Consider the following 19,395-nt stretch of genomic DNA (forward strand, 5'->3'; position numbering starts at 1 on the left):
GCTGCGCAAGAAGGGCGTCGTTTCCAAGTTCGTGGAATTCTTCGGCCCGGGCATGGACAACATGCCGCTCGCAGACCGCGCGACCATCGGCAACATGGGTCCGGAATACGGCGCGACCTGCGGCTTCTTCCCGGTCGACAGTGAAACGGTCAACTATCTGAACATGTCAGGCCGCTCCAAGGATCGCATCGCGCTCGTCGAAGCCTATTCCAAGGCCCAGGGCATGTGGCGCGACGGCGACGGCTCGGATCTCGTCTTTACCGACACCCTGGAACTCGACCTCGGCGACGTCGTTCCGTCGATGGCCGGCCCGAAGCGTCCGGAAGGCCGTATCGCTCTCGAGAACATCGCCTCCGGTTTCGCGACCTCGATGGACGCCGACTATAAGAAGCCGGGCCAGCTTTCCAACCGCTATGCGGTCGAAGGCACCGATTTCGACCTCGGTCACGGCGACGTTGCGATTGCCGCCATCACCTCCTGCACCAACACTTCCAACCCGTCGGTGCTGATCGCTGCCGGCCTTCTCGCCCGCAACGCCGTTGCCAAGGGCCTGAAGACCAAGCCGTGGGTCAAGACCTCGCTGGCGCCGGGATCCCAGGTCGTCGGCGAATACCTTGCCAAGTCCGGCCTGCAGGCCGACCTCGACAAGCTCGGCTTCAACCTCGTCGGCTTCGGCTGCACGACCTGCATCGGCAACTCCGGCCCGCTCCCGGCACCGATCTCCAAGACGATCAACGACAAGGGCCTGATCGTTTCGGGCGTGCTCTCCGGCAACCGCAACTTCGAAGGCCGCATCTCGCCGGACGTCCAGGCGAACTACCTGGCATCCCCGCCGCTCGTCGTCGCCTACGCGCTCGCCGGTACGGTCCAGAAGGATCTGACCAAGGAGCCGCTCGGCGAAGACAAGGACGGCAAGCCGGTCTACCTCAAGGACATCTGGCCGACCTCCGCGGAAGTTCAGGAGTTCATCCTGAAGTACGTGACCCGCGAGCTCTATGAAACGAAGTACGCGGACGTCTTCAAGGGCGATGCCAACTGGCAGGCCGTCGATATTCCGGCCGGCAAGACCTATGCCTGGGACGACAAGTCGACCTACGTGCAGAACCCGCCGTACTTCGTCGGCATGGGCAAGAAGGGCTCCGGCACTTCGGACATCAAGGGCGCTCGCGTTCTCGGCCTGTTCGGCGACAAGATCACGACCGACCACATTTCTCCGGCCGGTTCGATCAAGGCGGCGTCTCCGGCAGGCTCCTACCTCATCGGCAACGGCGTCGGCGTTGCGGACTTCAACCAGTACGGCACGCGCCGCGGTAACCATGAAGTCATGATGCGCGGCACCTTTGCCAACATCCGTATCCGGAACCACATGCTGGGGCCGAACGGCAAGGAAGGCGGCTACACCATCCACTATCCGTCGAAGGAAGAGGAATCGATCTACGACGCTGCCATGAAGTACAAGGCAGAGGGTGTTCCGCTGGTGATCTTCGCCGGTGTCGAGTACGGCAACGGCTCGTCGCGCGACTGGGCTGCGAAGGGCACGAACCTTCTCGGCGTGAAGGCTGTCATCGCCCAGTCGTTCGAGCGCATCCACCGCTCGAACCTGGTCGGCATGGGCGTCATCCCCTTCGTCTTCGAAGAGGGCACGACCTGGCAGAGCCTCAACCTCAAGGGCGACGAAATCGTCACCATCGAGGGCCTGGAGAACATCAAGCCGCGCGAAAAGAAGATCGCCAAGATCACCTACAGTGACGGCACGGTGAAGGACGTTCCGCTGTTGTCGCGCGTCGATACGCTTGATGAGGTCGTCTACCTCAACAACGGTGGTATCCTGCAGACAGTTCTGCGCGACCTCGCTGCCTAATTATTAAGGCGCATTGTAGATAGTGGCCGCCGGAGAGGGCTCTTCGGCGGCTTTTCCTTTGTGGCAAGGAGGTTCACGCCGTTGTGTTCCGGCTGTGGGAGCGGCGGGGGATGTCTCACCCCTTCGTGACTTTTCGTTTGTAGCCGGAAAGACTATTCGTACGGTGATAAGACAGAACCTGCGCCTCGAAATGGCTGCCGGGCTCTGAAGAAGGGGTGCAGGTGAATGTCCGCGCGTTTTTTGATTTCGCTGGTTGCCAGCGTGGTGCTGGCCACGCCGCTTTATGCACAGGACGGCAAGCCGAAAGGCGTGATTGAGCTGTTTACATCCCAGGGATGTTCTTCCTGCCCTCCCGCCGATGCCGTGTTCCGCAAGCTTATAGGCCAGGACAACGTGATCGCCCTCGCCTATCATGTGGACTACTGGAATTATCTCGGCTGGACGGACACGCTGAGCTCCAAGCAAAACACTGACCGCCAATACGGTTACGCGCGGATGCTGGGACGCAGCAACGTCTATACGCCGCAGGTGATAGTGAACGGCCGCGACCATTTGGCGGGGGCGGATCTCTCTGCCATAAACAACAAGATCGATACTTTTTCAACGGAAGGCAAAGGCCTGATGGTGCCGGTCGAGGCGCAGATGCGCGGCGACCAACTGGAGATCAAAGTCGGCGCAGGCGAGGGTAAAGCCAACGTCGTCCTCGTCTATTTCGACAAGGAAAAGACGATCGACGTCGAAAAAGGCGAAAACAGCGGCCAGAAGATCTCCTATCTCCACAGTGTCAGCGATATCGAAACCGTGGGGATGTGGAACGGCAAGGCGACGAGTATGACGCTGCCTGCGACGGTCATGGAGAAGGCGGGACTGGAAGGTTGCGCGATCCTGCTTCAGTCCGCAACGGCGGACGGCGATCCAGCCGCGATTCTTGGCGCGACAGTCATCATGGCAGGCAAGAATATCTGATTGTTTTCTTCTGCTGAGAAGCGGTTGAAAACAGGGCGGCCCGGCTGGTCGTATTCGGGGCTGGGGTTAAGGTCGATACGCTCAGCCGGGCCTTTTGGCGCTGGCGCCAAATCAATTGAGTGAACTTCTCCCGGAAATGAGGCGCTGTTTTGACTGAAATACGGCGTTCGGGAGATTGCACAGCATATGTTGAATGTGATGGGCTCCACACTTGCAATTTGAGATGGCTCGGGCAAACTGTCGTCTCCCTGTCACAACCGGAGGCCTGGGAGACTGATGGCAGATCAGCCGGATTTGCGGCATGGCGACGCCCATGCCGCCGATAACAGGGTCGTCGTCGATCTAAGGGAATACAGGCAGAGCAAAGACCCCTTGCCAGTGACTTTTAATCGTCGGGAGCTGGATGCCATTTTGTGGATTTACGGAAGAATGGTCGGCGAGGGCGAGTGGAAAGACTACGCGATCGACCATTTGAAGGAAAAAGCCGTCTTTGCCGTCTTCAAGCGTTCAGGAGAGATGCCGCTTTTCCGGATCGAAAAAGATCCGAAGCTTGCTGCCAAGCAGGGTGCCTATTCGGTGATCAACACGAACGGTATGATCCTGAAGCGCGGTCATGACCTGCAGCAGGTCCTGAAGGTCTTCGACAAGGTGCTCAAACTCGTCGAGAAGTGACCGTATCAACCTTTGAACAGCGTCCCAGGGTAGACTGACGGATCGGGATCACTGGCTTTGCCATCGCCGAGCGGCCGCTGCATGATCATCGTATCCAGCCAGCGGCCATGTTTGTACCCCGTGCCCTCCAGCAATCCCTTGTCTTCAAAGCCCAATGTGCGATGGAGCGCGATCGAAGCAGGGTGGGCGCCGCCAATGACCGCGATCATCTGGCGGAAGCCGAGTCCGGTGCAGCGTGAGATCAGTTCGCTGAGCAATGCGCTGCCGATGCCGAGGCCACGGGCGGCAGGGGCGAGATAGATCGAATCCTCGACCATCCAGCGATAGGCCGGCCGGGTCCGGAAGGCTGAAGCGTAGGCATAGCCGAGCAGCGTTCCGCTCTCATCGATTGCCGCGATATAGGGGTATCCAAGGCCGGTATTGGCGAGGAAACGGGACGCCATCTCATCTTCCGAGGGCGGCGTGATTTCGTAGCTCGCCACCCCATTGAGGACAGAGTCGCGATAGATTTCGGTGATTGCGGGAAGGTCGGAAGGTGTCGCGTCACGAAGGGAGAAGAGCATTGCGTCGGCCGGTGATTGAGAGGCGCTCCTAGAAACCATTCCGCCACTCGAGGCGCAACAAAAAAGGCGGCCGAAGCCGCCTTTTCCGATATGTCGTTGCCTCTTACTTGCGGTCGCCCATGAACTGCAGGAGGAACATGAAGAGGTTGAGGAAGTCGAGGTAGAGCGTCAGCGCGCCGATAATCGCCTTGCGGCCGGCAACGGCAGCGCCATCGGCTTCATAGTACATTTCCTTGATCCGCTGCGTATCATAGGCGGTAAGGCCTGCGAAGATCAGAACGCCGATCACGGAGATCGCGAACTGCATTGCGGAGGAGGCCAGGAAGATGTTCACGATCGACGCGATGATCAAACCGAAGAGACCCATGATCAGGAACGAGCCCATCGCCGACAGGTCACGCTTGGTCGTGTACCCATAGAGCGACAGCGCGCCGAAGGAAGCGGCGGTCACGAAGAAGGTCTGCGTGATGCTCGACTGGGTATAGACCAGGAAGATCGACGACAGAGACAGACCGACCAGTGCGGCGTAGACCCAGAAGGTCGTCTGCGCGGCGCCCACGCTCATGCTGTTAATGCGGAAGCTCAGGAAGAAGACGACCGCAAGAGGCGCAAGGATCACGACCCAGCGCAGGGGCGACTGGAACAGGAGCACGCCGAACTGCGTGAGCTGGTTGTCCTGAACAGCAAAGTTGAATCCGAGATAAGCGGCCACACCCGTGATCGCCAGACCCAGCGCCATCAGGTTGTAGACCTTGAGCATATAAGAGCGCAGGCCCTGGTCGATCATCTCGCCAGTTTGCACTCGGCTTTGGTAGTTATTACGAAGGTCAGCCATAGTTTCCTCTTAAAAGCTCCGATGGAATACGGTGTCGGGCTGTACTGCCCAGGCGCCGCTGCGGAGCTCCAGCTTGCCTGGCTACAATATGAGCCTTTCGCGCTTTCCAAACAAGTGTCTTGCAACCCCGGATCGGGTTAAATCAGCGTAACGTGAAGGGATTTCGTCGATCGTCTGTTTCAGAGTTCGCGCAAAACGGGTGCCGCCTTCTGACCGAGAATTCGCCAGGTGCCGATCAGCCCTATGCCGACGGTCAGGACCAGCGCGGTCACCAGCGTGAGGACGGCAACATCCGGCAGGAAGGTCGAAGGCATGTGCATGATGCGGCTGACGATGAACCAGGCAGCGATTCCCCCGGCAATCAACGCGAAAATGGCGGTTGCCATGCCGAGGATGAGATATTCATAGCTGAAGGCGCGAATGAGCATTGCCCGCGTCGCGCCGAGCGTCTTCAGGACGACCGCGTCATGTGTCCGTGCCCGGTTGCCGGCGGCAAGAGCACCTGCAAGCACGAGAATGGAGGAAATGAGCGCAACGGAGGCTGCAGCGCGGATTGCAGTTGCAAGCTGGGCGACGAGCGTATTGACGATGTCGATCGCATCCTTGACGCGCACCGTCGTAATCGTCGGGTAGGTATTGGTGACGGATTTGAGGATTGCCGCTTCTTCGGCAGGGGTCGCCGAGGGGTCGGTGAGCGTCGCCAGCCATGCATGGGGAGCGCCGCGGAACGTATTCGGCGAAAACACCATGACGAAATTCATCGAAAGGGATTCCCAATCGACCTTCCGAAGATTTGCAATCTTCGCCGTGAGACTGCGCCCCAATACGTTGACGGTGACGGTATCCCCGATCTTTAAGCCAAGTTCCTTGGCTTCCTCCGAGGAAAATGAGACGAGCGGCTCGCCGCTGTAATCCTTGGGCCACCAATTCCCCTCTGTGAGCAAAGCGTTCTCCGGTATGGATTCGGAATAGGTGATGCCGCGGTCGCCGCGCAGCACCCACTGGCCGCCCGGCGGCACCTGTATCTTGGCCACGTCCTTGCCGTTCAGCGCCAAAATACGGCCGCGCATCATCGGAACTTCGACGAGCTTTCCTTCCGGCGCCTGCTTGCCGACCAGATTGCGGAAGTTCTCGACCTCGGCGCTTTGAATGTCCACGAAGAAGAAGTTCGGTGCGCCTTCGGCCATGCGGCCGGTCAGCTGCCGGCGGAAATTGCCGTCGATCAGCGTCAAGGTAACCAGCAATGCAAGCCCGAGACCGAGCGAGAGAACGACCGAAGGCGTCAATGCACCGGGGCGATGGATGTTGCCGATCGCCAGCCTCAGCGCCGGCGAATTGACGCGCGGGCTGCGCTTGGCGAACCAGGCAATCAGCGCCGCCACGCCACGCAGGATCACGAAGGCGAAGATAATGGCGCCGACGAAGATCACGGCGATGAACCGGTCATAGGCGGTGACAATGGCAAGACCGGCCAGCGCTGCCATGAACAGCGCGGCAAGCAGAATATAAGGCCATGAAGGCAGATGCCGCGCCTCAAATCCCTGTTCGCGGAAGAGCGCCGTAGCGGGCACTTCGCGGGCATGACCGAGCGGCAAGATCGCGAAGGCGAGCATCGTCAGCAAGCCGAAGACCGCAGCAAGCAGCAGCGCGCCCGGATAGAGCGTTGGCTCCGTGGAAACCGGCAGGAATTGCGCGAGGAATTGTGCCGCGAGCATTGGCGACAAGGCGCCAAGAACGAGGCCGATGAGAATGCCGGCGAAGGCGATGATCGCAATCTGGAACAGATAGACAAGCACCACGACGACCGCAGGCGCCCCGAGGCATTTCAAAGTCGCAATCGTCGTGCGTTTCGAATCGAGAAAGGCACGGACGGCATTGGCGACGCCGACGCCGCCGACGATGAGCGCGGTGAGGCCGACGAGTGTGAGGAATTGGGAGAAGCGGGTAATGTTTTCGGTGAGAGAGGGCGCCGCGCGGTCGCTGGTCCGGATCGACCAGCCCGCCGATGGGAATTCCTTATCGGCGCGTTCGCGGATGCCATTGCGGCCGGCGGTATCGTCGAGCTTGATCTTGTAGACATGCTCGACAAGACTGCCAGTCTGGATGAGCCCCGACGCAATCAGCGCCTGGCGACTAACCACCAGTCGCGGTGCGAATCCGAAACCTTCCGAAATTGCATCCGGCTCGGTCTTTACCGTGCCGGTGATGCTGAGCGTCGCATTGCCGAGCAGGATCTCATCGCCGACCGAAAGGCCGAGCCGCTCCAGCAGCAAAGGTGCTGCAACGGCGCCATAGGTTCCGTTCTGATCCGCAAGAAGGGCGGGAAGCGGATAGTTCGGTTCGGCTACGAACTTGCCGTAGAGCGGATAGGCATCATCCACCGCCTTGACTTCGACGAGAGCCTGATCCGAGCCATCGGGTTTTCGCGCCATGGAGCGGAGCCCGGTCGAGACAGCGACCTGGCCAAGGCCTCGGAGGAAATTCATCTCCGGCTGGGTTGCTTCGCGATTGTTCAGCTCGAAGCGCAAGTCGCCCGCCAGCAGCTCCTGGCCCTGAGATGCGATCGTATCGGTGATCGACTGGGAGACGGAGTTGACTGCAGCGATGGCGCCCGTGCCGAGCGCGATGCAGGCAAGGAAGATGTAAAAGCCCTTGAGGCCGCCGCGAAGCTCGCGAAGGGCGAGTCGAAGGGCCAACAAAGCGCGGGGCGTGACGAGCTTCATGCTATGGCCGCTTCGGACCGGCGATCGGCGCTGTCGCCTTCGATCTGGCCGGAACGGACCTTGATTTGCCGTGAGCAGCGGCTGGCAAGCGCAACATCGTGGGTGACGAGCAGCAGTGTCATGCCGCGCTCGGCCTGCTTGGAAAACAGCAGATCGGCGATCTGGCGGCCGGTGTCGGTGTCAAGATTGCCGGTCGGTTCGTCGGCTATGAGGAGAGCGGGTGAGGGTGCAAGGGCCCGGGCGATGGCGACACGTTGCTGCTCACCGCCGGACAGCTGCCCGGGATAGTGATTCAAACGCTCGCCGAGGCCGACGGCCTTCAACTCGCGTTGTGCTATTTCGAAGGGCTTCGGCACGTTTGCCAGCTCGAGCGGAACGGCGACGTTTTCGAGTGCCGTCATATTGGCGATCAGATGGAACGATTGGAAGACGATGCCGACGTTGCGGCCGCGGAAGTCTGCGACTTCATCCTCGCTCAGGGCATGCAGCGGTGTCCCGTTGACATTGATCTCGCCGCTATCGAGCTTTTCGAGGCCCGCGAGCACCATCAGCAGCGTGGACTTGCCCGAACCGGAGGGCCCGACGATGCCGACGGATTCGCCGGCCGCAACCGAAAGGTCGATGCCTTTCAGTACATGGACGGAGGCTGCGGCACTGCCCAGCGTCAAATCCGCTTGCTTGAGCTCAATGATGGTTTTTGCCAACAGAAAATCGCCCTATATGAACGTCAACGACTTTGCCAATCTAGGGAAGGCAGCATGAGATTTAAAGTTGCCGCGTTTCACATCGCCGTCATTGTTTCGTCGTTGATCTTCGGGACGACAGCCAATGCTTCCACAATCAATCTTGTCGGTTTCGGCGACAGCCTGATGGCAGGCTATCAGCTGCCGCCCGGTGACGGCTTTCCGGAGAAGCTGCAGGTTGCTTTGAAAGAGAAGGGGGTCGATGTTTCGATCACCAATGCCGGGGTTTCCGGCGACACGACGACCGGCGGGCTGGCGCGCATCGACTGGTCCATTCCCGATGGCACGAACGGCGTAATCCTAGAGCTCGGGGCCAATGACGCGCTGCGCGGCATTCCGCCGGAGGAGACTGAAAAAAATCTGGATGCGATGATTGCCCGGCTAAAGGAACGCGGGATTGGGGTGCTGCTTGTGGGCATGCTGGCGCCTCCGAACATGGGAGCGGACTATGCTGCGCGGTTCAATCCGATCTACCAAAAGCTCGCCGAAAAATACCAGGTCCCGCTTTACGCCTTTTTTCTCGATGGTGTCGTGACCGATGCGAGTTTGAAGCTTGAAGACGGAATGCATCCGAATGCCAAGGGCATCGATGTGATGGTTCAGAAGATCGAGCCGGCGGTCACGCAATTCATCGGGACGATTTCTTCTTTGAAGAAATAGGGGCTTGCGCGTCTCCCGAATGCGTGATTCCGTGTGAGCACCTGCAAAAGATTCGGGGAGTGCTCGTTATGCCGAGACTGTTTACCGCCCTCGAAATTCCGCGCAATGCGGCAATGAGCCTTTCCTTGCTGCGCGGTGGTCTCCCTGGTGCAAGATGGATCGATGTGGAGAATTACCACATCACGCTGCGTTTCATCGGCGACGTCGATGGCCGCACAGCGGACGAGGTCGTTGAGCGCCTGGACCGGATCGACCGGTCCGAATTCCAGATCCGCCTCGACGGCATCGGCTCCTTTGGCTCGAAGAAGCCGCATTCTGTCTGGGCCGGCGTTTCCTCTTCGCCGGAGATATACGCCCTTCAGGCTGAGATTGAGCGCATGTGCCAGCGGATCGGCCTGGCCCCGGATCCACGGAAGTTCACGCCGCATGTTACGCTCGCGCGGCTGAAATCCTCGCGTGTCGATGATGTCGTGCATTACCTTTCCGGCCGCGGCAACTTCCAGACGTCATCCTTCACCGTTTCGCGGTTCGTGCTGCTTTCGTCGCGGGAATCGGTCGGTGGCGGGCCTTATCTGACCGAGGAAGTATTCCCGCTGAGCGAGGCTTGGTCCGCGCCAAGCTTACCCACCAGCGCGATGCAGCCAGTCAAGAGCCTCGCATAGACCTGCTCGAAACCGTCCGGGCCGCCGTAGTACGGGTCTTGGATGTCTTCGCCGGTCTGAAGCGCGAACTCGCCGAAAAGCTCGATGTTGCTTGCTTCCGGCGCCATTGCGTGAAGCGCGGCCATATTGCTTCGGTCCATTGCAAGGATAAGATCGGCTTCTTCGAAATCCTCGAGACGGATACGGCGTGCACGCTGCCCGGTGATGTCAATGCCATGGGCCTTTGCGATTGCTATTGAGCGCTTGTCGGGCTGGGCGCCCTGGTGCCAGCCACCGAGCCCCGCTGAATCAATCTTGAAACGATCGGCAAGACGGGCTTGCCTTGCGACATGAGCGAAGATTCCGTCGGCGAGAGGAGAGCGGCAGATATTGCCCATGCAAACAAAGAGAATACTGAAGCGTTTCATGAAGAGACCTGAAGGAAGAGATAGGAGAACGATGCCATGAAACCGGAAAAACTGGAACGAAATGCGATCGAGGCGCAGCTTGCCGGATTGACGGGGTGGTCTTTGGACGAGCAAGCCGCATCGATTTCGAAAACCTTCAAATTCAAGAATTTCGTCGAAGCCTTCGGCTTCATGACGAAGGCTGCGTTCGCGGCGGAAAAGCTTAATCACCATCCGGAATGGTTCAATGTCTATTCCAGGGTCGAGGTAAAGCTGAACACCCATGATGCTGGAGGGCTGTCGGAATTCGACTTCAAGCTGGCCAAGGCGATGGACAAGGCAGCCGGACAGATCGATTGAATCCGATGACACCATCACCATATCTTCGCATGTACGTGAAGGGAGACCGGAATGGACGATGTGAAGTTCGGTGAGATCCTGCTGCCCGGGGATGAAGATACCCAGAGCCGCCGCGAGAGAGTTGTGCGGAAGAAATTCTGGCCGACCTTTAAGCGGGCGGTGCGGCAGATTCCGTTTTCGCGCGATGTCGTCGCGGGCTTCTACTGCGCACTCGATCCTGAATCGCCGGCGCGCGTCCGCGGTATTCTGCTTGCAGCTTTCGCCTATTTCATCCTGCCTTTCGACGCGATCCCGGATGTTTTTGCGCTCGTCGGCTTTTCGGACGACATTGCCGTGCTCTCAGCAGCTTTGGCGATAGTCAACAGCCATATGAAGCCGAAGCATTACCAAGCGGCGGATCGTGCGCTTGCCGACCCGCCGGAAGGCATGAAAACGGTCTGAGGCCGTTCGGTTCTGCGTTGCCTTTGACGCTCAATTCTTCCCCGGGTTTCCAGTGCTTTAATGACCCGGTGCGGTATTTTTGAAAGGTCAAACTCTTGCCCGAATCTTTATGTCTTAAATTTTCTCGAAAGGATGGCATCACGCCATCCGGGCAGACTATCGTTGCGAGGCGAAAACGCGTCGATTGTTGGACGGTCAGGCCAGGAATGGCACAGCTGGGGACGGTTCGCAGCCTCCGTTGACGCTTTAGTAACCTGACTTAAGTCAAAATAGACCACATCGTGACGAAGATGCCGCTCGCTCCGACAGGGCGCTGAATCGCAAGAACCGGCAGGAAATCCATGTTAGTAAAACGTATCGTACCCGCTCTCGCACTCGTTGTTATCACGGCCGGAGCCGCAGGAGCGCAGCAGCAGGCTGCTGCTGCACCTACGCGCATTCAACAATTCCAGGCTTGGGGCGCCTATTCCTACAAGCAAGGCAACGGTAACGTGTGCTACGTGCTTTCGGTGCCGACGACCAAGCAGCCGGCCGGCGTCGACCATGGCGACAACTTCTTCATCGTGTCGCAGCGGCCGGGCCAGAACATCTCCTACGAGCCGCAGGCGATGATGGGCTATACCGTCAAGGAAAACTCGAAGATCAACGTGACGATCGACAACAAGACCTTCGTGATGTTCACCAAGGACAAGGCCGGTTGGGTCGAGAATGCCGCGCAGGAGCCTGCCCTCGTCGCCGCCATGAAGGGCGGCCACTCGATGACGGTAACGGCGGTTTCGCGCAAGGGCACCGGCACGTCCTACAGCTATTCGCTGTCGGGCATCTCGGCCGCGCTGAAGCAGATTGAAAGCTGCAAGTAAGCCGTCTTATTCTCTCTATCAAAGTTGAAGGCCGGCCTTGCGCCGGCCTTTGCCGTTTCCATCTATAGTGACGCGCGGGGAAAATGATGATAAAGCCCGGCGCAACAGCGGAATGAATGCGGCCTTGATCGCAGCTCCGCATTCAACTTTCTGCGAACTGCCGATGCCGCCCGCCAAGTCTTCCGGCTTACCGGGATGCGTCCAGTTTTGATTTCGGGATAAGAGACTATGTCCGTCATGGATGCTATGGCCGTTACCAAGCCGCAGGCGCCGCGCGCGCAGCCCGGCGATGAGAAGCCCTCGCTGATCGGGCTTTCGCGCGAGCAGATGGGCGATGCGCTCCGCGAAAAGGGCGTGCCGGAAAAGCAGATCAAGATGCGCGTCTCCCAGCTGTGGAACTGGATCTATGTGCGCGGCATCTCCGACTTCGACCACATGACGAATGTCGCCAAGGATATGCGCGAGATGCTGAAGCAGCATTTCACCATCGCCCGTCCCGAGATCGTCGAAGAGCAGGTGTCCAACGACGGCACCCGCAAGTGGCTGCTGCGTTTTCCGGCGCGCGGTGCGGGGCGGCCCGTCGAAATCGAAGCCGTCTATATTCCGGAAGAGGGTCGCGGCACGCTCTGCATTTCGAGCCAGGTCGGCTGCACGCTGACCTGTTCTTTCTGTCACACCGGGACGCAGCGTCTCGTGCGCAACCTGACGGCCGAGGAAATTCTCTCGCAGCTCCTGCTTGCCCGCGACCGGCTTGGCGATTTCCCGGACCGCGAAGCGCCGCAGGGTACGATCATGCCGGCCGAAGGCCGCAAGGTCAGCAACATCGTGATGATGGGCATGGGCGAGCCGCTCTACAATTTCGATGCCGTGAAGCAGGCGCTGCTGATCGCCACCGATGGTGACGGTTTGTCGTTGTCGAAGCGCCGCGTGACGCTATCGACCTCCGGCGTCGTGCCCGAAATCTTCCGTACCGGCGAGGAGATCGGCGTCATGCTGGCAATCTCCCTGCATGCCGTGCGCGATGATCTGCGCGATATCCTGGTGCCGATCAACAAGAAGTATCCGCTAAAGGAACTGATCGAAGCCTGCCGGAACTATCCGGGGCTTTCGAATGCCCGGCGCATCACCTTCGAATACGTCATGCTGAAGGACGTCAACGACAGCCTGGAAGATGCCAAGGGGCTCGTTCAGCTGCTGAAGGGGGTACCGGCGAAGATCAATCTGATCCCGTTCAATCCATGGCCGGGCACCAACTATCAATGCTCCGACTGGGCGCAGATCGAAAAGTTTGCCGATTTCATCAATTCTGCGGGCTATGCCTCGCCGATCCGCACGCCGCGCGGCCGCGACATCCTCGCCGCTTGCGGGCAGCTGAAATCGGAATCCGAACGGATGCGCAAGACGGAGCGGCTGGCCTTCGAGGCAATGATGATCGCCAATCACGGCGCGGATGACTGATCAGGAAGTTTGATCCTTCCAGCAGTTCTTTGCGGTTGATAAGGCGGTTCGCTTTTCCTAGAAGCGCCTATCATCGATGGAGGACTGATATGCGTTCGATTTTGCTCGCCGTTGCGGCGACCCTTGCCCTCACCCTGCCCGCCAAGGCCGAAGACGTGACCGTCGCCGTGACGGCAATCGTCGAACATCCGGCGCTCGACGCCGTTCGCAAGGGCGTCCAGGACACGCTGACTGCTGCCGGCTACAAGGAAGGCGAGAACCTCAAGTTCCTTTTTGAATCGGCCCAGGGCAACCCGGCGACCGCCGCCCAGATTGCCCGCCAGTTCGCCGGTGAAGATCCTGATGTCATCGTGCCGATCTCCACACCTTCGGCGCAGGCCGTCGTTTCGGCAACGCGCGACATCCCGGTCGTGTTCACCGCCGTTTCTGATCCGCTCGGCGCGCAGCTCGTCAAGGACATGGACAAGCCCGGCGGTAATGTTACCGGCCTCTCCGACATGTCGCCGGTTGCCGAGCATATCGGGCTCATCAAGGAAATTCTGCCGAACGTGAAGTCGATCGGCTATCTCTACAATTCCGGTGAAGCGAACTCCGTTTCCCTTCTCGCCGTTCTCAAGCAGGAAGCTGAGAAGGCTGGCCTCACCGTGGTGGAATCCGCGGCGACCAAATCGGCTGAGGTCCAGGGGGCTGCCCGCGCGCTCGTCGGCCGGGCAGACGCGATCTACGTGCCGACCGACAACACGATCATCTCGGCCCTTGAAGGCGCAGTCGCCGTTGCCGAGGAAAGCAAGCTGCCGCTCTTTACCGCGGATACGGACTCCGTCTCTCGCGGCGCGATCGCAGCGCTCGGCTTCAACTATTACGACGTCGGCAAGCAGACCGGAGACATTGTCGTTCGTATCCTGAAGGGCGAAAATCCGGGCGACATCGCGGTCAAGGTTGCGGCAGGCAGCGACCTCGTCGTCAACAAGAAGGCGGCAGAGAAGATGGGTGTCACGTTGCCGGAAGGCGTACTGAAGCGCGCTAACCGCGTCATCGAATAACTGCAGAGTCTGCGCTTTAATATTGCGCTCGGCCGCTCCTGTTTCTAAACGGGGGCGGTTTGATATTTTAAGACCCGTGAAAATACGGGCAGAAAGAAGAAAGGCGGGGCCTTGAGTCAGATTGCTTTTTGGGGAGCCGTGGAGCTGGGGCTGGTCTATGCCTTCGTCGCCCTTGGCGTCTATCTCGCCTTCCGCGTCCTCGATTTCCCGGACCTGACCGTCGACGGTTCCTTTCCTCTCGGTGCCGCGGTGACCGCTGTGCTGATCATCGCCGGCGTGAACCCCTGGCTTGCGGGTTTGGTCGCGATGGTGGCGGGTGCGGCCGCCGGCCTCGTGACGGCCATGCTCAACGTCCGCTTCAAGATCCTTAATCTGCTTGCCTCGATTCTCACCATGATCGGGCTCTTCTCGGTGAACCTGCGCGTCATGGGCAAGCCGAACGTGGCGCTGATCAATGCCGATACGATGATCAGCCCGTTCTTCGGCCACGGCCTGCGTGATTTCTACGTGCGTCCGCTATTCGTCGGGGCGCTGGTGATTGTTGCCGTGATCGTCGTCTGGCGCTTCCTCGAGAGCGACGCCGGGCTTGCGATGCGTGCGACCGGGGCCAACGCCCGGATGGCTCGCGCCCAGGGCGTCGATACCAACCGTCAGATCTATCTCGGCATGGCGATCTCGAATGCCCTCGTGGCTTTCGGCGGCGCGCTGTTTGCCCAGACCAACGGTTTTGCGGACGTCACCTCCGGCGTCGGCACGATCGTCGTCGGTCTCGCGGCGGTCATCATCGGCGAGACACTGCTTGGCCGCCGTGGGTTGCTGATCGCGCTGATCGGCTGCGTCTTCGGTTCGATCATCTATCGCATCGCCATTCAGCTTGCGCTCTCGACCGATTTCATCGGCCTGCAGGCTTCCGACCTCAATTTCGTGACGGCGGTTCTCGTGACGATCGCGCTCATCCTGCCCCGTCTTCGCCGTGGAGGAGCCGCATCGTGATCAGCGTCAAGGATATCAAGGTTGTCTTCGGCAAGGGAACGCCGCTCGAAAAGAAGGCGCTCAACGGCATCAGTCTGACGATCGAGCAGGGCTCCTTCGTCACTGTCATCGGTTCGAATGGCGCCGGTAAGTCCACACTGCTCGGCGTGCTCGCGGGCGACGTGCTGCCGAGCGAAGGCAAGGTGACGATCGGCTCCACCGATGTGACGCGCAAGCCGACGGCCGCGCGTGCCGGTCTCGTTGCACGTGTATTCCAGGATCCGCTGACCGGGAGCTGCGGCTCGCTGTCGATCGAAGAGAACCTTGCGCTCGCCGCCCGGCGCGGTGAGCGCCGCGGTCTTGTCGCAGCACTCGGCCTGAAGCGCCGCGAGCATTTCCGTGAACGCATCAGCGAGCTCAATCTCGGCCTCGAGAACCGCATGGCCGACCGCATGGACCTGCTGTCCGGCGGCCAGCGTCAGGCGGTTTCCCTTGTCATGGCGACGCTTGCCGGTTCGGAGGTATTGCTGCTGGACGAGCATACGGCAGCACTCGACCCCGGCATGGCGGAATTCGTCATGGGCCTCACAGACAAGATCGTGTCTGAGCGCAAGCTGACGACGCTGATGGTCACACATTCCATGCGCCAGGCCCTCGACTATGGTCACCGTACAGTCATGCTGCACGGCGGCGAGATCGTCCTCGACGTCAGCGGCGACAGCCGCAAGGACCTGCAGGTCGAGGATCTGATCGCGATGTTCCGCAAGATGCGCGGCCAGACGCTGGACGACGACGCGCTGTTGATCGGCTGAGCTCAGCTTCACCGAAATATTTTCGGAGCCATGTCGATCCGCTTGCATCCCGTTCGTTATCGGTCACCATCGCAATCAAGCGATGGTTGACCCGAGGAGACGGACAAATGAAATATATCGCGCTGATTTATATGGACCCGAACACGCGCACGCCGCCGGATTCGCCGGAATTCGGCAAGATGATGAGTGGTTATGCGGTCGCGACCGAGACCTACAAGAAGGACGGCGTCTGGGTTGGCGGCGACGCGCTGCAGCCGGTGACCACCGCCACGACCGTGCGGGTGCGAAACGGCAGGACCGAAACCATGGACGGCCCCTTCGCCGACACCAAGGAGCAGCTCGGCGGGTTTTATATTTTCGACTGCACCAATCTCGACGACGCGATCAAGTACGCCGCGATGATCCCGCATGCCGCCATGGGCAGTGTCGAGGTGCGGCCGATCATGGTCTTCGACCGCTGATGAGCGAATTTTCGGCGACGGCCCCGATTGCCGAAGCGATCGACAGGATCGCCCGGCAGGACGGTGGCCGTCTCCTCTCCAGCCTGGTGGGCTCGTTCCGGGATTTCCAGCTCGCCGAGGACAGCCTTCAGGACGCGCTGGAGTCCGCGCTCGTCCACTGGAACCGCAACGGCCTGCCGGCCTCGCCGAACGCCTGGCTGATGCAGGTCGCCCGCCGCAAGGCGGTCGACCGGCTGCGGCGCTCGGCCAATTTCCACGCGAAGTCGGCCGAGATCACCCATCTTATCGAACTCGAAAACACATCGCCCGTGACGGACGAGCCCGATCCGATCGGCGACGAGCGGCTGAAGCTGATTTTCGCCTGCTGCCATCCGGCGCTCGACCGGAAGACCTGCGTGGCGCTGACTTTGCGTTCCGTCTGCGGGCTGAAGACCGAGGAGATCGCCGATGCCTTCCTCGACCGGCATGAGGCCATGGCGCAACGGCTGGTGCGCGCCCGCGACAAGATCGCCAAGGCCGGCATCGCCTTTGAAGTGCCGGGGCCGGACGGTTGGGCGGCCCGGCTCGAAAGTGTGCTTGCCGTCGTCTATCTCATCTTCAACGAAGGATATGCGTCGGGGCGCGACAGCCATATCCGCGCCGATCTTTGCGACGAGGCGATCCGGCTCGGGCGGCTACTGACAGTGCTCCGGCCGGGCGAGCCGGAAATCGAGGGGCTGCTGTCGCTGATGCTCCTCCACCACGCCCGCCGGGCGGCGCGGATCGGTGACGGCGGCGAGATGCTGACGCTCGAAACGCAGGACCGCAGCCTCTGGGACCGGGAGGGGATCGCGGAGGGCGTCGCGCTGATCGAAGGGGCGCTCAAGCGCGGCCGGCCCGGACCATACCAGTTACAGGCGGCGATCATTGCCGTGCATGCGGAAGCGCCGAACTTCGCCGAGACGGACTGGCAGGAGATCGCCTGGCTCTACGCCGAGCTTGCCCGCACCGCCGACAACCCGGTCTACGAACTCAACCGTATCGTTGCGCTCTCCTATGTTGAAGGCCCGGCCGCGGCGCTTGCCTGTCTCAAGCCCATCGCCATGGCCCTGGTGCAATACCAGCCCTTCTATGCCGTGCAGGCGGATCTTCTGGCACGCGCCGGTCAGCTCGATCAGGCGAGGCTCGCCTATGTCAGGGCGATCGAGCTGTCGCAGTCCGATGCGGAGAAGCTGTTCCTGTCGCAGCGGCTCGAGGCGCTTGCGAGCGGATAGGGCGGCTCTATCGTCCCTGTGTCATGAAGATCTTCAAGGCGAAGATCGAGAAGACGCCGGCGAAGGTGTAGTCCATGCCACGCAGCACCTTCCTGTTCTTCTGCAGCCAGGAGGCTAGCCAATCGGCGGCGAAGACGACGCTGGCATTGACCGGCATGCCGATCAAAATGAAGCAGAAGCCGAGGAAGAGCAGCTTGTGCGTGACCGCCGGATCGCCGGCGCTGACGAACTGCGGCAGGAAGGTCATGAAAAAGATGATGACCTTGGGGTTCAGAAGGTTGACCCAGAAGCCGGAGGAGACGTTCGAAAGTGCCGTGCCTTTCGGTTCCTCGACCTTCGCGACCGTCAGCTTCGAACCGAAGCGGACCGCCTGGACGGCAAGCCAAAGGAGATAGGCCGCGCCCCCGGTCTTCAGGATGAGGAAGGCCGTCGGAGAGGCAGTGATCAGTGCCGAGATGCCGAAGGCGACCAGCATCGTGTGGACAACGATGCCGAGGCTCGTGCCGAGGACGACGAACAGCGCCGCCTTCTTTCCCTGCGCCAGCGCGCGACTGATGGACAGGGTCATATCGGGGCCGGGTGTCGCTGCAAGCAGAAGGGTCGCGGCAGCAAAGGCGAGAAGGGTGGCAAAGCTCGGCAGGAAGTCCATGGTACACTCTGAAAGCCGGAAAACGTCGATTGCTTTTATCCGGCTTCCAGAAAATGTCTAATCAAACCTTCTAATACGACCTATTCCTTCTGTTCGAGATAGGCCTTGAACTTGTCGGCATAATCCTTGTGCCAGCGCGACAGCGGCGGGCGGTTCTCGATGATGTCCCCCATCGCCCAGGCCATGCGGCGCTCGTCGAGCGGGCGGGGAACGTCGTTGTCGGGGCAGAGGATGTAGAAATCGCCGCGGCCCAGGCTTTCCACCATGAAGTCGACGGTCTGTTCGGGGGTCCAGGCGGCGGTCGGTTTCTCCGTGCGATCGCCCTTGGTCAGGCCGGTGAAGACAAAGCCGGGGATCAAGAGGTGGGCCGAAATCTTCGAACCCTCGGTATTGCGCAATTCGTGTTGCAGCGCTTCTGTGAAAACCTTCACCCCTGCCTTGGAGACGTTGTAGGCGGGATTTCCCGGAGGCGTCGTAATGCCCTGCTTCGAGCCGGTGTTGATGACAAGCCCCGGCTCGCCGTGGGCGACCATGCCTGGTCCGAAGACGCGCGTCCCATTGATGATACCGAGAAGATTGACGCCGAGGATATTGTCCCAGCTCGCCTGATTGCTGAAGATCGAAGTCTCGGGACCGATGCCGGCGTTGTTCATGAGCACGTGGACGCGGCCGAAGCGTTGAATGACGGCGCGTTCGAGGGCTTCCAGCGACGTCTTGTCGGAAACGTCCGTTTCGACAGCCATCACATGTTCCTGCCCTGCAATGGCTTCAAGCTCGCCGCGAGCCTTCGCAAGCCTGTCGCCGCCGAGATCGGCAATGACGACGTTCATGCCTGCCCTGGCGCAATGTTTCGCCGCTGCAAGGCCGATGCCGGATGCGCCACCGGTAATCACCGCAACGTTGGACTTCCTGAAAATCTCTTGAATATTCTTCATGGGACTGACCCTTCCTCAATCGTGGTCGTATGCTGCGTGATATGGGTGAGCGTGTCGCGCTGTCAAACGCAATGCGCTTC

General features: G+C 60.3%; 21 protein-coding genes. 14 read left to right on the plus strand and 7 right to left on the minus strand.

Features of this window, described 5'->3' with window-relative positions; all coding sequences use genetic code 11:
- The 3 genes from ACPYOJ_RS14655 to ACPYOJ_RS14665 form a co-directional block, all read left to right on the plus strand.
- Positions 1-1,861, plus strand: a 1,861-nt coding sequence (locus ACPYOJ_RS14655; protein ID WP_481416901.1) for an aconitate hydratase, incomplete at its 5' end; no start/stop codon positions are given.
- Positions 1,862-2,086: 225 nt separating this feature from the next.
- Positions 2,087-2,827, plus strand: coding sequence for a DUF1223 domain-containing protein (locus ACPYOJ_RS14660; RefSeq protein WP_481416902.1), 741 nt, complete (start codon positions 2,087-2,089; stop codon positions 2,825-2,827).
- A 276-nt stretch (positions 2,828-3,103) separates the two neighbouring features.
- Positions 3,104-3,499: a DUF2794 domain-containing protein gene (locus ACPYOJ_RS14665; RefSeq protein WP_168831695.1), complete on the plus strand. Its 396-nt coding sequence runs from the start codon at positions 3,104-3,106 to the stop codon at positions 3,497-3,499.
- Between the two features lie 5 nt (positions 3,500-3,504).
- On the opposite strand, the gene ACPYOJ_RS14670 is transcribed toward ACPYOJ_RS14665, so the two are convergent.
- From ACPYOJ_RS14670 to ACPYOJ_RS14685, 4 genes are all read right to left on the minus strand, one after another.
- Positions 3,505-4,062: an N-acetyltransferase family protein gene (locus ACPYOJ_RS14670; protein WP_481416903.1), complete on the minus strand. Its 558-nt coding sequence runs from the start codon at positions 4,060-4,062 to the stop codon at positions 3,505-3,507.
- A gap of 103 nt (positions 4,063-4,165) precedes the next feature.
- Positions 4,166-4,897 carry a Bax inhibitor-1/YccA family protein gene (locus tag ACPYOJ_RS14675; protein ID WP_168831693.1) on the minus strand — a complete coding sequence of 244 codons (732 nt, stop codon included), beginning with the start codon at positions 4,895-4,897 and terminating at the stop codon, positions 4,166-4,168.
- Positions 4,898-5,076: 179 nt separating this feature from the next.
- Entirely contained in the window at positions 5,077-7,620 is a 2,544-nt protein-coding gene (locus tag ACPYOJ_RS14680) for an ABC transporter permease (protein WP_481416904.1), read from the minus strand.
- Positions 7,617-8,324, minus strand: a complete 708-nt coding sequence (locus ACPYOJ_RS14685) for an ABC transporter ATP-binding protein (protein ID WP_481416905.1) — start codon at positions 8,322-8,324, stop codon at positions 7,617-7,619. Before ACPYOJ_RS14685 ends, ACPYOJ_RS14680 begins: the two co-directional genes overlap by 4 nt.
- Positions 8,325-8,378: 54 nt before the next feature.
- Between ACPYOJ_RS14685 and ACPYOJ_RS14690 the strand changes: the two genes are divergently transcribed.
- Positions 8,379-9,023 (plus strand): arylesterase, encoded by a 645-nt coding sequence (locus ACPYOJ_RS14690; protein ID WP_481416952.1) that lies wholly within the window; start codon positions 8,379-8,381, stop codon positions 9,021-9,023.
- 68 nt (positions 9,024-9,091) lie between these two features.
- Positions 9,092-9,685 carry an RNA 2',3'-cyclic phosphodiesterase gene (gene thpR / locus ACPYOJ_RS14695; protein WP_481416906.1) on the plus strand — a complete coding sequence of 198 codons (594 nt, stop codon included), beginning with the start codon at positions 9,092-9,094 and terminating at the stop codon, positions 9,683-9,685.
- Here thpR and ACPYOJ_RS14700 read toward each other — a convergent pair.
- Positions 9,592-10,092, minus strand: coding sequence for a low molecular weight protein-tyrosine-phosphatase (locus tag ACPYOJ_RS14700; RefSeq protein WP_481416907.1), 501 nt, complete (start codon positions 10,090-10,092; stop codon positions 9,592-9,594). The genes thpR and ACPYOJ_RS14700 overlap by 94 nt on opposite strands.
- 36 nt (positions 10,093-10,128) lie before the next feature.
- On the opposite strand from ACPYOJ_RS14700, the gene ACPYOJ_RS14705 reads away from it, so the two are divergent.
- The 9 genes from ACPYOJ_RS14705 to ACPYOJ_RS14745 all read left to right on the plus strand — a co-directional run bounded on the left by ACPYOJ_RS14705 (position 10,129) and on the right by ACPYOJ_RS14745 (position 17,731).
- Positions 10,129-10,431 (plus strand): 4a-hydroxytetrahydrobiopterin dehydratase, encoded by a 303-nt coding sequence (locus ACPYOJ_RS14705; protein WP_481416908.1) that lies wholly within the window; start codon positions 10,129-10,131, stop codon positions 10,429-10,431.
- Positions 10,432-10,482: 51 nt separating this feature from the next.
- Positions 10,483-10,872 (plus strand): YkvA family protein, encoded by a 390-nt coding sequence (locus ACPYOJ_RS14710; RefSeq protein ID WP_481416909.1) that lies wholly within the window; start codon positions 10,483-10,485, stop codon positions 10,870-10,872.
- 341 nt (positions 10,873-11,213) lie between these two features.
- Positions 11,214-11,732, plus strand: a complete 519-nt coding sequence (locus tag ACPYOJ_RS14715; protein ID WP_168831686.1) for an invasion associated locus B family protein — start codon at positions 11,214-11,216, stop codon at positions 11,730-11,732.
- A gap of 228 nt (positions 11,733-11,960) precedes the next feature.
- Complete coding sequence (gene rlmN / locus ACPYOJ_RS14720) at positions 11,961-13,190, plus strand: dual-specificity RNA methyltransferase RlmN (RefSeq protein ID WP_481416910.1); 1,230 nt, start codon at positions 11,961-11,963, stop codon at positions 13,188-13,190.
- A gap of 89 nt (positions 13,191-13,279) precedes the next feature.
- Positions 13,280-14,233, plus strand: coding sequence for an ABC transporter substrate-binding protein (locus ACPYOJ_RS14725; protein ID WP_481416911.1), 954 nt, complete (start codon positions 13,280-13,282; stop codon positions 14,231-14,233).
- Between the two features lie 111 nt (positions 14,234-14,344).
- Positions 14,345-15,226: an ABC transporter permease gene (locus tag ACPYOJ_RS14730; protein WP_481416912.1), complete on the plus strand. Its 882-nt coding sequence runs from the start codon at positions 14,345-14,347 to the stop codon at positions 15,224-15,226.
- Positions 15,223-16,017: an ABC transporter ATP-binding protein gene (locus ACPYOJ_RS14735; protein WP_481416913.1), complete on the plus strand. Its 795-nt coding sequence runs from the start codon at positions 15,223-15,225 to the stop codon at positions 16,015-16,017. The genes ACPYOJ_RS14730 and ACPYOJ_RS14735 overlap by 4 nt, the downstream gene beginning before the upstream one ends.
- A 107-nt stretch (positions 16,018-16,124) precedes the next feature.
- Entirely contained in the window at positions 16,125-16,478 is a 354-nt protein-coding gene (locus ACPYOJ_RS14740; protein ID WP_481416914.1) for a YciI family protein, read from the plus strand.
- On the plus strand, positions 16,478-17,731 hold the full coding sequence (locus tag ACPYOJ_RS14745) for an RNA polymerase sigma factor (protein WP_481416915.1): 1,254 nt from the start codon (positions 16,478-16,480) through the stop codon (positions 17,729-17,731). The genes ACPYOJ_RS14740 and ACPYOJ_RS14745 overlap by 1 nt, the downstream gene beginning before the upstream one ends.
- A gap of 7 nt (positions 17,732-17,738) precedes the next feature.
- Here the strand turns inward: ACPYOJ_RS14745 and ACPYOJ_RS14750 are convergent, their stop codons facing one another.
- Positions 17,739-18,380 carry a LysE family translocator gene (locus tag ACPYOJ_RS14750; RefSeq protein ID WP_481416916.1) on the minus strand — a complete coding sequence of 214 codons (642 nt, stop codon included), beginning with the start codon at positions 18,378-18,380 and terminating at the stop codon, positions 17,739-17,741.
- An 80-nt stretch (positions 18,381-18,460) separates the two neighbouring features.
- The gene (locus tag ACPYOJ_RS14755) at positions 18,461-19,315 is read right to left on the minus strand and encodes an SDR family NAD(P)-dependent oxidoreductase (RefSeq protein WP_481416917.1); all 855 of its coding nucleotides are present in this window, start codon (positions 19,313-19,315) and stop codon (positions 18,461-18,463) included.
- Positions 19,316-19,395: the final 80 nt, after the last annotated feature.

The sequence above is a fragment of the Rhizobium sp. SVR5-9E genome (assembly GCF_056755095.1).

Bases quoted from the DNA above. Each gene is read 5' to 3' on its own strand.
- ACPYOJ_RS14660 (WP_481416902.1), top strand. From the start codon at position 2,087: ATGTCCGCGCGTTTTTTGATTTCGCTGGTTGCCAGCGTGGTGCTGGCC.
- ACPYOJ_RS14665 (WP_168831695.1), top strand. From the start codon at position 3,104: ATGGCAGATCAGCCGGATTTGCGGCATGGCGACGCCCATGCCGCCGAT.
- ACPYOJ_RS14670 (WP_481416903.1), bottom strand. From the start codon at position 4,062: ATGCTCTTCTCCCTTCGTGACGCGACACCTTCCGACCTTCCCGCAATC.
- ACPYOJ_RS14675 (WP_168831693.1), bottom strand. From the start codon at position 4,897: ATGGCTGACCTTCGTAATAACTACCAAAGCCGAGTGCAAACTGGCGAG.
- ACPYOJ_RS14680 (WP_481416904.1), bottom strand. From the start codon at position 7,620: ATGAAGCTCGTCACGCCCCGCGCTTTGTTGGCCCTTCGACTCGCCCTT.
- ACPYOJ_RS14690 (WP_481416952.1), top strand. From the start codon at position 8,379: ATGAGATTTAAAGTTGCCGCGTTTCACATCGCCGTCATTGTTTCGTCG.
- thpR (WP_481416906.1), top strand. From the start codon at position 9,092: ATGCCGAGACTGTTTACCGCCCTCGAAATTCCGCGCAATGCGGCAATG.
- ACPYOJ_RS14700 (WP_481416907.1), bottom strand. From the start codon at position 10,092: ATGAAACGCTTCAGTATTCTCTTTGTTTGCATGGGCAATATCTGCCGC.
- ACPYOJ_RS14705 (WP_481416908.1), top strand. From the start codon at position 10,129: ATGAAACCGGAAAAACTGGAACGAAATGCGATCGAGGCGCAGCTTGCC.
- ACPYOJ_RS14710 (WP_481416909.1), top strand. From the start codon at position 10,483: ATGGACGATGTGAAGTTCGGTGAGATCCTGCTGCCCGGGGATGAAGAT.
- ACPYOJ_RS14715 (WP_168831686.1), top strand. From the start codon at position 11,214: ATGTTAGTAAAACGTATCGTACCCGCTCTCGCACTCGTTGTTATCACG.
- rlmN (WP_481416910.1), top strand. From the start codon at position 11,961: ATGTCCGTCATGGATGCTATGGCCGTTACCAAGCCGCAGGCGCCGCGC.
- ACPYOJ_RS14725 (WP_481416911.1), top strand. From the start codon at position 13,280: ATGCGTTCGATTTTGCTCGCCGTTGCGGCGACCCTTGCCCTCACCCTG.
- ACPYOJ_RS14740 (WP_481416914.1), top strand. From the start codon at position 16,125: ATGAAATATATCGCGCTGATTTATATGGACCCGAACACGCGCACGCCG.
- ACPYOJ_RS14745 (WP_481416915.1), top strand. From the start codon at position 16,478: ATGAGCGAATTTTCGGCGACGGCCCCGATTGCCGAAGCGATCGACAGG.
- ACPYOJ_RS14750 (WP_481416916.1), bottom strand. From the start codon at position 18,380: ATGGACTTCCTGCCGAGCTTTGCCACCCTTCTCGCCTTTGCTGCCGCG.
- ACPYOJ_RS14755 (WP_481416917.1), bottom strand. From the start codon at position 19,315: ATGAAGAATATTCAAGAGATTTTCAGGAAGTCCAACGTTGCGGTGATT.